We start from the raw sequence: 11820 nt of genomic DNA on the forward strand, positions 1-11820 counted from the left end.
CGCCGGCGGTCCGCGTCAGCTGCACGGGGACACCCTGACACGATCCGCGGGCCGCGCGCCCGCCCCGTCCCGGACGGTGGCCGGTCAGCTGCCCATGACCCCGTAGGTCACCAGCGAGCCCTCGTCGACCGTGTCGGCGGCCGTGGTCACCGAGACCGTGAGGCCCTCGCCGTTGAGCGACGAGACGAAGACGTCGTCGTAGTCGACGGCCTCGGCCTCCTCGAAGCCCGCCTCCTCGAGCAGCGCGACGGCCTCCTCGTGGGCGTCCGCAGGCTCGCCGGCGACGTTGATCGCCAGGGCGTAGGTGCCGTCCTGCTCAGATCCGAACAGCACGTCGCCGTCGACCAGGGGCACCTCCTCCGGGAATCCCTCGGGCACCTCGTCCTCGAAGCCCGCGAAGTCCTCGAGGTCGATGTCGGTCGACGCGCCGTCGCCGGGCCCGGCCTCCGGCTCCCCCGGCTCGCCCTCGGCGGCGCCGTCGTCGGAGCCCGGGTCGTCGGCGGTGTCGTCCGACGCGGTGTCGCCCGCGCCGTCGTCGGACTGGCTCGAGTCGTCGCCCGACCCCTCGTCGTCGCTGCAGCCGGTCAGGACGGCGAGCGCGAGCACGGCGACGGACGGGACGGCGGCGAGGCGGCGCAGGGCGCGACGGCGGTTCGTGGTCACGAGGCCGTTCCTACCCTGCCGGGTCACGCCGGCCGGCACCGGGTCGCGTCACCGGGGCCGCGTCACCGGTCCGCGTCACGGGGCCGCCGGGGCGACCACGAGCATGGTGACGCTCGGCAGCGGCACGTCGGCGCCGACCTCCACGTCGCGCGACGCCACGCCGACCACGACCCCGCCGCCGGAGAACGAGCGCAGGTCGCCGAAGGCCGCGGGGTCGGCCTCGGCCGGGGCGGTCAGCTCACCGGTGTCGGAGACGGGAACCGGCTCGCCCTCGACGTAGCCGGCCTGGCGCAGCCGCTCCGCCGCCGCGGGGACCGCCTGCTCGGCGACCACGGTGTTCTGCACGAACACGACCCAGCCGCCCTGGGCGTCGCCGACACCCACGACGAAATTGGGGTCCTGGTCCTCGGGCAGCACCCCGGCCGGCAGGCCCTCCGGGACGACCCCGAACACCTCGGGCGCGAACTGCTCGAAGTCGAGCTGGGTCTCGATCACGGCGCTGAGCCGCTCGGCGTCGGTCGTCGGCTCGGCCGAGGCCTCCTGCGACGGCTCCTCGGACCCGTCCGCCGCGGGATCGCCGCTCGACGACGAGCTCGCGCCGTCGGCCGGCGCGCCCGTGTCGTCGCCGTCGCCGTCGCCGATCCCGAGGAGCACGGCGCCGAGGACGGAGACGACCAGGACGGCCACGATCGCGATGGCGACCCAGCGCCGGGCGGGGGCCGTCATCCGTCCGCCTCCGGCGTCACCAGGTAGCCGATCCGGGTCGGGAAGTCGGCGGAGTCGGCCGACTGGTCCGTGACGTCGGAGACCGCGATGCCGACCACCGCGCCGTCGTCGGCGCGCTCGAAGACCCGCAGCTCGGCCATGCCCTCGGGGTCGAACGCCTCGCCCTCGACGAACCCGGCGCCGGTGAGCCGTCCGACCGCGGCCTCGGTGTTCTCCTCGACGCTGCCGGCCCGCCGCTCGAGCACGAACCAGCCCGACTCCTCGTCGCCGAAGGACGCCACGTCGTCAGCGACGGCGTCGTCGGCCAGCACGCCGTCGGGCAGCTCGGCCACGACGCCGACCTGGTCGTAGGTCTCCTCCGACATGTCCGGCAGCCCGTCGACCACGGCCTGCAGCCGCTCGTCGGGGGTGGCGTCGCCGTCGGCCGCCACGGCAGCCGCCGCGGCCGCGGGGTCCTGCGCGGCGTCGTCGTCACCGCCGCAGCCGGCCAGCGCGGTGGCGGCGAGCACCGAGGCGGCGAGCGCGACCGGGACGCGTACGCCTGGGCGTACGGCTCGTCGACGGCGCGCGGGCAGGGCGGTGGGGCGGGGTGCTGCGGGCTTCACGGTCGACGATCCTGACAGGTCCACCTGAGCGTGCGCTGTGGGCGTGGCCCGTCTCACGCGTCGGTGGACCGGGGCGCGGACGGGGGCACGGACGGGGGCGCGAGGGCCAGGGCCACCGCGGCCTCGACGTGCAGGCGGGTCGTCGGGAAGACCGGCACGGGGCTGTCGTCGGGGCCCACCAGCAGCTCGATCTCGGTGCAGCCGAGGACCACGCCCTGTGCGCCGCGGGCCACGAGGCGTTCGATCACGGCGGTGTACGCCTCCCGCGACGCGTCGCTGACCACCCCGCGCACGAGCTCCTCGTAGATGACGCGGTGCACCAGCGCCCGGTCGTCGGCCTCGGGCACGACGACCTCCACGCCCTGCGCGGCGAGACGGTCGCGGTAGAACGGCTGCTCCATCGTGAACGCGGTGCCGAGCAGGCCCACCCGACCGACGCCGGCGGCCCGCACCGCGGCCCCCGTCGCGTCGAGGATGTGCAGGACCGGCACGTCGACCGCCGCCTCGATCGCGTCGACGACCAGGTGCATCGTGTTGGTGCACAGCAGCAGCAGCTCCGCGCCGGCCGCCTGCAGCGCGCGGGCCCGACCGGCGAGCAGCGCGCCGGCGTCCTCCCAGCGGCCCGCGACCTGCAGCCGCTCGACGTCGGCGAAGTCGACCGAGTCGACCACCAGCCGCGCCGAGTGGACGCCACCGAGGCGGTCGCGGACGAGCTGGTTGGCCAGGCGGTAGTACTCCGCCGTCGACTCCCAGCTCATCCCGCCGAGCATCCCGATCGTGCGCACCGCGGGCCCTCAGTCCCCGATCGGCGCGCCGGTCGGGCCGGGCAGCGCGAGGAGCCGGTCGCAGGCCTCCTCCTCGCCGATGCTGATCCGCACGCCGTCGCCGACGAACGGCCGCACCACGAGGGCGGCCTCCTCCGCCGACGCCACGAACGCGCCGAGGTGCTCGGGGTCCGTGATCGGAAGCCACACGAAGTTGCCCTGCGCGTCGGGCACGTCCCAGCCGCGCTCGCGCAGCCCGGCGAGCACGCGGTCGCGGCGGGCCACCACGGTGTCGACCCGCTCGAGCAGGGCGTCGGTGGCGGCCAGCGAGGCGACGGCCGCGGCCTGGGCGACGGTCGAGACGCCGAAGGGCAGGGACACCGCCCGCAGGGCGGCGGCCAGCGGCGGCTGCGCCACGGCGTACCCGACCCGGAAGCCCGCGAGGCCGTAGGCCTTGGAGAACGTGCGGGTGACCACCACGTTGGGGTGGGCCAGCGCGGTGGCGACGCCGTCGACGGGGTCGGGCGAGCGGACGAACTCGACGTACGCCTCGTCGACGACCACCAGCACGTGCGACGGCACGCGGGCCAGGAACGCGTCGAGCTCGGCCTGCGCGACGGCCGGCCCGGTCGGGTTGTTGGGCGTGCACACGACGACGACCCGCGTGCGCTCGCCGATCGCGGCGGCCATGGCGTCGAGGTCGTGGCGGGCGTCCACGGTCAGCGGGACGGGCACGCCGACGGCGCCGCCGGCGGTGACGGCGATGGGGTACGCCTCGAAGGAGCGCCAGGCGTGCACCACCTCGTCGCCGGGCTCGCAGAAGGCGGCGACGAGCTGGTAGAGCAGACCGACCGAGCCGGTCGCCGTCGCGAGGTGGTCGACGGGCACGTCGAGCCGTGCGGACAGCGCCTCGTAGAGCGCCGACGCACCCATGTCGGGGTAGCGGTTCATCTGGCCGGCGGCCTCGGTGGCCGCGGCCAGCACACCGGGCAGGGGCGGGAACGGGTTCTCGTTCGACGACAGCTTGTACGCCGTGACGCCGGGCCGCGCGACGGGCGGCTTCCCGGGCACGTAGGCCGGGATCGCCAGCACGTTGCTCCGGGGCACGGGGGCCGGGGGGTTCTCGGTCATGACGGGAGGCTAGTCCCCGCGCGCCCGCCAGGGCCGCAGGACGAGGGCCAGCGCGACGCCCACGCCGGCGCCGATCGCGGCGCCCGTCGCGTTGTCGATCACGTCGGTCAGGTCGCAGGCCCGGTCGAGGCGGGCGAGCTCCAGCTGGGTCCACTCGATGAGGCCGGAGAAGGCGGCCAGGCCCAGCACCAGCAGGGGCACGAGGGTGCCGGCCGAGCGCCAGCGGCAGGCCGCGAGGGTGCCCAGCGCCCCGGCGGGCACGAAGAGCGCGGTGTTGAGCAGGCGCTGGCCGCCGTCGAAGATCCAGAAGCCGTCGGGCGCCGGCCCGCCGATGTCGGTGGAGCAGTAGTCCAGCCGCGTCTCGGCGGCGACCCAGCCCGGCGCGCCGGTGGCCGGCACGAGGGTCACCAGCGCGATCACGACGAGCGACCAGCAGAAACCGGCGGCCGCGACGGCGAAGACCGCGCCGGTGCGGCGGGCCAGCGCGAGGGCGAGCAGCGCCGCGAGCACACCCGAGACGAGCGCGCCCAGCAGCATCACGCCCGGTCCGCCGAAGGTCACCACGGCGAGTGACCGTAGCCGCAGCGACCCAGTCGTGTCCTCAGGCCGTGACGACCTCGCCGCCCGGGACCGGCGTCAGGTCGCGGCCCACGACGACGTCGAGGGGGTTGGTCAGGCAGCGCACGGAGCCGCCGCCCTTGTGGAACTCCTCCATCGCGACCAGCACCACCTCGAAGCCCCACTCCTCCAGCCGGGCGCGCACACGGGGCGGGCAGGCGGGCATCAGGACCGTGCGGCCGACGACCACCGAGTTGGCGCAGAACGTCAGCGCCTCGGCCTCGGTCAGCACGAGCGGGTCGGGCACGAGGTCGAGCAGGGCGCGGGCCGACGCGTCGTCGAAAGCCGCCGGGCAGACCATCGCGCGGCGCTCGTCGAGGGGGCAGAACGCCAGGTCGAGGTGGTACATCCCCGGGTGCGTGATCCGCAGGCCCCGCACGCGCACGCCCAGCGCCTGCGCGAGCGGGAGGAGCGCGGCCTCCTCGGTGCGCGGGCCGAACCCGGCCACGAGCTCGCCGCCGAACGCGAACATGTCGCCGGCCTCGAGGTGCGGCCCGACGCCGTCGGCGCCGAGGACGACGACCTCGCGCCCCCGTGCGAGCGCCCAAGCGGTCGCGCTCGACGTCTCCTGGCGTCGCTCGGGGTAGCGCATGTGCGAGGCGACGAGCACCTCGGAGCCGTCGGCGCGGGTCACCGGGAGGCCCAGGTTCATCGCGTACACCATGTCGGGGCTGTCGGCGCGCTGGCGCAGCACGTCGACCCGCGCCCCGGCGCGGCGCAGGGCCGCGACGAGACCGTGCCACTCGGCGCGCGTGCGCTCGGGGTCGGGCTGGTCGGCGGGGTCCATGAACGGGTTGATCACGTAGTCGACGCGGAAGTGGTCGGGGCTGACCGCGAGGTACGCCCGCCCCCACGGCAGCTCGGCCGGCGCCACCGGTGCGGTCGGTGCGACCGCGGCGTCGGCGACGCTCGAGACCGCGAGATCCATCAGCTCGGTGCGCATGGGCCCCTCCTCCTGTCGACCGGCCGGACCCGGTTCGTCGGATTGTCCGACAATCCGACCGTGCAGGAGTGTGACACACGAGGGCGCCGGGCGTCACGACGAGCGCGTCGTCGGCGACAATGCGCAGGTGCCCGACCCGTACGCCGCCCTCCACGTCGAGGTGACCTCCACCGTCGACCGGGTCGCCGACGAGCTGCGCCGGGCCGTGTTCGACGGCGACCTCGAGTCCGGCACGCCGCTGCGCGAGCTCGCCCTCGCCGCCTCGCTCGGCGTCGCCCGCTCCACCGTCCGGGAGGCGCTCGGCGTGCTCGTGGGCGAGGGCATCGCCACCCGCGAGCCGAACCGGGGGGTCACCGTGGCCACCCCCGACGTCGCGTCGGTGCGCGACGTCTGCCGGGCGCGCGCGGTGCTGGAGGTGGCGGGCGTACGCCGTTGGGCCGCGGCCACCGACGACGAGCGGTCCGAGGTCCGGGCGGCCGTCGGCGCCTACACCGACGCCGTGCGGCGCGGCGCCACCTACGCGGAGCTCAACGAGACGCACCTCGCGGTGCACGTCTCCCTCGTCGGCCTCGCCGGCTCCCCCCGTCTGGTGCACATGGCGCGCTCGCTGGTCGCGGAGCTGAAGCTCGTGCTCGCCCAGATCGACCGCGCGGAGCGCAACGCGCACGACCAGGCGGACACGCACGGCGCACTGGTCGCGCTCCTCGACGCCGGACGCGTCGAGGAGGCCGCCCACGAGATCGAGCACCACCTCGCCGCGGCCGAGCAGGACATCCTGCGCGCGCTCGGCGTCGCCTGAGCCGTTCGCGACGCGCGGCCACCACGAGGTGCCTACGATCGGCAGCGTGAAGTTCGTCGCCTGGGTCCTGGTCAACGCGCTCGGCATCGCCGTGGCCGCGTGGTTGTTCGACGGCATCTACTTCGACGGCGCCACCTCCGGACAGGCGCAGATCGAGGACAAGGCCGTCCCCCTGCTGCTCGTGGCACTGATCTTCTCGATCGTCACCGCCTGGGTCGCGCCGGTGGTCAAGCTGCTCTCGCTGCCGCTGATCCTGCTGACCCTCGGCCTGTTCCTCTTCGTCGTGAACGCCGCGATGTTCCTGTTCACCGGCTGGATCGCGGACCAGTTCGACATCGGCTTCCACGTGGAGGGCTTCTGGACGGCGCTCGGCGCCTCCATCGTCATCACGGTCGTCACGTGGCTCGTGGAGGCCGTGACCGACCGCGAGGTCCGCTCGTGACCGAGGCCGGCCCCGTGGTCGCGCTGCCGGTCCCGCGCCCCGGTCACGGACGCCCGGGCGCGGCGTACCGCATCGCCGTCGTGTGCCTCGGCAACATCTGCCGCTCGCCGGTCGCCGACGTCGTGATCGAGGACCGCCTCGCGGCGGCCGGGCTCGACGACCGCGTTGGCGTGGAGTCGTTCGGCACCGGCGGCTGGCACGTGGGCGGCCCCATGGACCCGCGCTCCGCCGAGGTGCTGACGGGCGGCGGGTACGACGCGACCCGCCACCGCGCCCGGCAGTACGCCCGCGAGCACTCCGCCGACCTCGACCTCGTGCTCGGGATGGACGCCGCGAACGTGGCCGACCTGGCCCCGCTCGTCGACGACCCCGCCCGGCTGCTGCGCTTCCGCGACCTCGACCCCGCCGGTCGGGGCGACGTGCCGGACCCCTACCACGGCGGCGCCGACGGGTTCGCCGACACGTTGGCCACCGTCGAGCGCACGGCCGACGCCCTCGTGGCCCGGCTCGCGGACCTCCTCGGGGCCGGTGCACCCGCCCCCGCGACCACGCTGGGCGGCGCCACCCCGTGACCCGGCAGCCCCTCCTGGCGCGTCGCGCCGAGAGCCTCCTCGGGGTGGCGGTCTCGGCCACCTCGCCGGTGGCCGGGGGCGACACGTCCACCGCCACGCGCCTGCGCCTCGCCGACGGCCGCAACGCGCTGATGAAGACCCAGCCCGGCGCGCCCGCCGGCTTCTTCGAGGCCGAGGCCCGCGGGCTCGCGCTGCTCGCCGGGGTACGCGACGGCGTGGCCGTGCCGGAGGTCCTGGCCGCCGCGTCCGACTGCCTCGTGCTGCGCTGGATCGACCCGGGCCGGCCGTCCGCCGACGCCGCGGCGACCCTGGGCGCTGCACTCGCGCGTACCCACGCCGCGCCGGCCGAGCTCGGCGCACCGACCGACGGGTTCATCGGCAGGCTGCCGATGCCGTGCCGCGCCCCCGAGGGCGCGACGTGGGCGGAGTTCTACGCCGTGCGTCGCGTCCTGCCCTACCTCAAGCTCGCCCGCGACCGTGGCGCCGTGCTCCCCGGCGACGCCGCCAAGGTCGAGGGCCTGCTGGGGCGCCTGCCCGACCTCGTGCCGGAGGAGCCGGCCGCCCTGCTGCACGGCGACCTGTGGAACGGCAACGTGCTGTGGGGCACCGGCGGCAGCGTGCACGTCGTCGACCCGGCGGCCTACGGCGGCCACCGCGAGGTCGACCTGGCGATGCTCTCGCTCTTCGGGCTCCCCCACCTCGCCGAGGCGCTGGCGGCGTACGAGGCGACCGCCGCCGGCCTCGGACGCCCCCTGGTCGACGGCTGGCGCGAGCGCGCCGGGATCCACCAGCTGTTCCCGCTGCTGGTCCACGCCGCCCTGTTCGGCGGCGGGTACGGCGCCCGTGCGGCGGCCGTCGCCGCGGCGTACTGACCGATCCCGGCGACTCTCGGCGACTCTCAGCGCCGCCTCAGCCCCGGTCGCCATACTGTCCGGGTGGCAGACACGAACGGATCCCGCGTGCTCGTCGTCGACGACGACCGCGCGGTGCGCGACTCGCTGCGGCGCTCGCTGGAGTTCAACGGGTACGCCGTCACGACCGCCGGCGACGGCGCGGAGGCGCTCGCGCAGATCGCGTCGACCTCCCCGGACCTCGTCGTGATGGACGTGATGATGCCCCGGCTCGACGGCCTCGAGGCGACGCGGGCGCTGCGCGCGGCCGGCAACGACGTCCCGGTGCTCGTGCTCACCGCCCGCGACGCCGTGGGCGAGCGGGTCGAGGGCCTCGACGCCGGCGCCGACGACTACCTCACCAAGCCGTTCGCGCTGGAGGAGCTGCTGGCGCGGGTGCGCGCGCTGCTGCGGCGCGCCGTGCCCGTCGAGGTGCCCGACGAGCGGCTCGGCTTCGCCGACCTGACCATGGACCTCGCCACCCGCGAGGTCTTCCGCGGCGACCGGCTGATCGAGCTGACCCGCACCGAGTTCGCGCTCCTGGAGATGTTCCTGCGGCGCCCGCGACGCGTGCTCGAGCGCTCGTTCATCCTCGAGGAGGTCTGGGGCTACGACTTCCCGACCACGGCGAACTCGCTCGAGGTCTACGTGGGCTACCTGCGCCGCAAGACCGAGGCGGAGGACGAGCCGCGCCTGCTCCACACCGTGCGCGGCGTGGGTTACGTCCTGAAGGAGACGTGACCCTCACCGGCGGGGCGCCGCCGCTGCCGCCGAAGCCCGACCTCCGGGACTCGCCCGCCCCCCTGCCCGAGCTGCCCACCCGGCGCTGGCACTACCGCCGCTCCCTGGCCAGCCGCGTCACTCTGCTGACGACCATCGCCGTGGGCGCGACCGTCGCGCTGCTCTCGCTCAGCGTCTACCTCGTCGTGCGCGTCCAGATGCAGGAGACGATGGACGAGCAGCTGGTCGAGCGGGCGGCCTCCGCGGCAGCCACGATCGACGAGGACTCGGTGATGCTGCCGCCGGGGTCGTTCCTCGACGACATCCGGCTCACCGCGCTCTTCCAGGACGGCCGCGTGATGACCCTGGGGTCGCAGGACCCGCTGCCGTCCAACGACGCCGTCTGGGACGTCGTCGACGGCGACTCGCCCGGCCCGGCGATGCGCAGCATCACGCTCGGGAGCCAGCACTACCGGATCGCCACGGTGCCGATCGTCGACGAGGACACGAGGGCCGTGGTCGGTGCCCTCATGCTCGCCCAGAGCACCGACTCGCAGCAGCGCTTCCTCGGCAAGCTCGGCCTCGTGATGCTGCTCTTCGGCGGCACCGGGGTGCTGCTGGCCTCGGTCGCCGGCACCGCGGTGGCCCGCAACGGCCTGCGCCCGGTGCGGCGGTTGACCGACGCCGTCGAGGACATCGCCCGCACCGAGGAGCTGACCCCGCTGCACGTGGAGGGCGACGACGAGATCGCCCGCCTGGCCACCGCGTTCAACCAGATGCTGACGTCGCTGAGCGCGTCGCGCGAGCGGCAGCGCCAGCTCGTCGCCGACGCCAGCCACGAGCTCAAGACGCCCCTGACGTCGCTGCGCACCAACCTCGACCTCCTCGCCCAGGCCGAGCAGGCCGGCGCCGGTCTGTCGGCCGAGACCCGCGGCGAGCTGATCGACGACGTCCGCGCCCAGATCGTCGAGCTCAGCACCCTCATCGGCGACCTCGTCGAGCTCGCCCGCGACGAGCAGGTCCGCCACACCGTCGAGCCGGTCGCGCTCGTCGAGGTCCTCGACCGGGCCGTGTCCCGCGTGCGGTTGCGCGCCCCGAGCGTCACCTTCGAGGTGCGCGCCGCGCCCTGGTGGGTGGTCGGCGACTCGCACGGCCTCGAGCGCGCGATCACGAACCTGCTCGACAACGCCGCGAAGTGGAGCCCCACCGACGGCCGCGTCGTCGCCACGCTGGCCAACGGCATCCTCACCGTCGACGACGAGGGCCCGGGCATCCCCGAGGCCGACCAGCCCTACGTCTTCGACCGGTTCTTCCGCTCGACCGACGCGCGGAGCATGCCGGGCTCGGGGCTCGGGCTCTCGATCGTGCACCAGGTCGCCGAGCGCCACGCCGGCACCGCCAGCGCCGGGACGTCCCCGGCCGGAGGCGCGCGCCTCACCCTGCAGCTGCCCGGCTCGCCCCTGCACCCCTCGGCCGACGTGTCGGTCTGAGGGGGCCGGGGCCGAGCGCCGGTCTCGAGCGCCGGTCCCGAGCGCCGGTCCCGAGCGCCGGGCCCGAGCGCCGGCCCGAGCCCGGCCAGGAGAAAACGCGGACCGCGCTGGAGAAAACGCGGACTCCGCCCCAGTCTGGGCGCCGGTGCGTCCGCGTTTTCTCGGACCCGGTCCGCGTTTTCTTTCCCGATGCGGTCGGTCCAGGGCGGTCGGTCCAGGGCGGTCGGTCCAGGGCGGTCGGTCCAGGGCGCCGAAGGCCGGCGACTCAGGCTGCCGGGGGCACGTCGGATGGCTGCCGTGCGATCGGCGCCGGTGCGACGCCTCGCGCCTCGGCGGGCCGCGCGTCCAGCGGCGGCGAGCGCCCACCGCTGGTGCGCGGCGTTCCGGCCGGCGGGGGTGAGCAGCGACGTGCGCAGGGTCGCGACCCACGGGCGTACGCGGGAGGGGTCGTGCACCCGACCGACCGCCCGGTCGATGTCGGCCAGGACGGCGACGGGCCGGGCGAGGAGGTCGTGGCTGGTGTAGCCGTTGCGTTCGAGCCCCAGGGCGACGAGCGCGCGGGCCCGGCGCAGGTCCGCCCGCTGCTGGGCGGGGTCGAGGTGGTGGGCGCCGTCGTACTCGTGGATCCGCCGCGTGCCGACGATGCGCAGGTCGGCGTAGAGACGGCCGCCGGTCGTGTCGAGCTCGGGCTGCGGTTCGACCTCGACGCCCATCCGCTGGTGGAAGACCCGTTGGACCGACTCCCACAGCGAGTCCGACCGCGGGCTGCACTCCTCCAGCGCACGACGCAGCGCCGGCGCGCCTCGGCGCCGGAGCCTCGCCGTCCTCGTGATCTCGTCCGGGTCCTCCCCGACGGCCAGAGCGGCGTCGAGGAGCAGGACGAGGTCGAGCCCGTTCAGCGACCAGCAGCCGAGCAGGGTCTCGCCCGGAAGGGCCACGCGCAGGCCGTCGGACAGGGTGTCGAAGCGCGGCGCGACCGCATGGCGGGTCACGACCAGACCCGCGGGCTCCGGGTGCGGCGCGTCCTCCGGGACCGCGGCGAAGACCGGCGCACCGGCGCTCCCGGGCAGGCTCCACCAGCCGCGCAGCTCCGCTGCCGTCAGGCCCGTCAGGCACCCGTCGTCGGGGAGCCGCTCCTGCCAGCGCAGCAGCTCGGCTCGGCGCAGCTCCCCGACGTCGGCCGGGGAGACGTACGCACGGTTGCGCGACAGCGGGTGGTCCATCCGGCGATCCCACCGCGGCGGGCGGATCGACGGAGCGGGCGACGGGCGACCTGTGGAGCATCGCGTCGCCGGTGCCCCCTGGGGAGGCGAACCGGGCCGGACGTCCGTCCGACGGACCGACGTCCCCTCCCCGCCGCCGGAGAAAACGCGGACGACGCTGGAGAGAACGCGGACCCGGCCGGCGCCAGCGGCCCCGTCGGTCCGCGTTTTCTCGGTCCCGGTCCGCGTTTTCTC

At 75.5% G+C, this 11820-nt stretch carries 13 protein-coding genes; 6 read left to right on the plus strand and 7 right to left on the minus strand.

Annotated features, from left to right (window positions below):
- Positions 1-84: 84 nt before the first annotated feature.
- The 7 genes from RDV89_RS07010 to RDV89_RS07040 form a co-directional block, all read right to left on the minus strand.
- On the minus strand, positions 85-663 hold the full coding sequence (locus RDV89_RS07010; RefSeq protein WP_315732244.1) for a hypothetical protein: 579 nt from the start codon (positions 661-663) through the stop codon (positions 85-87).
- Positions 664-738: 75 nt separating this feature from the next.
- Positions 739-1389, minus strand: a complete 651-nt coding sequence (locus tag RDV89_RS07015; protein WP_315732245.1) for a hypothetical protein — start codon at positions 1387-1389, stop codon at positions 739-741.
- Positions 1386-1994, minus strand: coding sequence for a hypothetical protein (locus tag RDV89_RS07020; RefSeq protein ID WP_315732246.1), 609 nt, complete (start codon positions 1992-1994; stop codon positions 1386-1388). Before RDV89_RS07020 ends, RDV89_RS07015 begins: the two co-directional genes overlap by 4 nt.
- A 53-nt stretch (positions 1995-2047) precedes the next feature.
- On the minus strand, positions 2048-2779 hold the full coding sequence (locus tag RDV89_RS07025) for an aspartate/glutamate racemase family protein (protein ID WP_315732247.1): 732 nt from the start codon (positions 2777-2779) through the stop codon (positions 2048-2050).
- Positions 2780-2788: 9 nt separating this feature from the next.
- Entirely contained in the window at positions 2789-3889 is a 1101-nt protein-coding gene (locus RDV89_RS07030) for a histidinol-phosphate transaminase (protein WP_315732248.1), read from the minus strand.
- 9 nt (positions 3890-3898) lie between these two features.
- Positions 3899-4453: a VanZ family protein gene (locus RDV89_RS07035; RefSeq protein ID WP_315732249.1), complete on the minus strand. Its 555-nt coding sequence runs from the start codon at positions 4451-4453 to the stop codon at positions 3899-3901.
- Between the two features lie 37 nt (positions 4454-4490).
- The gene (locus RDV89_RS07040) at positions 4491-5450 is read right to left on the minus strand and encodes a dimethylarginine dimethylaminohydrolase family protein (protein ID WP_315732250.1); all 960 of its coding nucleotides are present in this window, start codon (positions 5448-5450) and stop codon (positions 4491-4493) included.
- Positions 5451-5520: 70 nt separating this feature from the next.
- On the opposite strand from RDV89_RS07040, the gene RDV89_RS07045 reads away from it, so the two are divergent.
- From RDV89_RS07045 to RDV89_RS07070, 6 genes are all read left to right on the plus strand, one after another.
- Positions 5521-6249 carry a GntR family transcriptional regulator gene (locus tag RDV89_RS07045; protein ID WP_315732251.1) on the plus strand — a complete coding sequence of 243 codons (729 nt, stop codon included), beginning with the start codon at positions 5521-5523 and terminating at the stop codon, positions 6247-6249.
- A gap of 46 nt (positions 6250-6295) precedes the next feature.
- Positions 6296-6691: a phage holin family protein gene (locus tag RDV89_RS07050; RefSeq protein ID WP_315732252.1), complete on the plus strand. Its 396-nt coding sequence runs from the start codon at positions 6296-6298 to the stop codon at positions 6689-6691.
- The gene (locus RDV89_RS07055) at positions 6688-7263 is read left to right on the plus strand and encodes a low molecular weight protein-tyrosine-phosphatase (RefSeq protein WP_315732253.1); all 576 of its coding nucleotides are present in this window, start codon (positions 6688-6690) and stop codon (positions 7261-7263) included. Before RDV89_RS07050 ends, RDV89_RS07055 begins: the two co-directional genes overlap by 4 nt.
- Positions 7260-8135, plus strand: coding sequence for a fructosamine kinase family protein (locus RDV89_RS07060; protein WP_315732254.1), 876 nt, complete (start codon positions 7260-7262; stop codon positions 8133-8135). The genes RDV89_RS07055 and RDV89_RS07060 overlap by 4 nt, the downstream gene beginning before the upstream one ends.
- A gap of 63 nt (positions 8136-8198) precedes the next feature.
- A complete protein-coding gene (locus tag RDV89_RS07065) occupies positions 8199-8894 on the plus strand; it encodes a response regulator transcription factor (protein WP_315732255.1) in 696 nt (231 codons plus the stop codon).
- Entirely contained in the window at positions 8891-10363 is a 1473-nt protein-coding gene (locus RDV89_RS07070; RefSeq protein WP_315732256.1) for a sensor histidine kinase, read from the plus strand. Before RDV89_RS07065 ends, RDV89_RS07070 begins: the two co-directional genes overlap by 4 nt.
- Positions 10364-11820 lie beyond the last annotated feature (1457 nt).

The organism is Nocardioides imazamoxiresistens (assembly GCF_032378595.1).
In the GTDB taxonomy this organism is placed as follows: domain Bacteria; phylum Actinomycetota; class Actinomycetes; order Propionibacteriales; family Nocardioidaceae; genus Nocardioides; species Nocardioides imazamoxiresistens.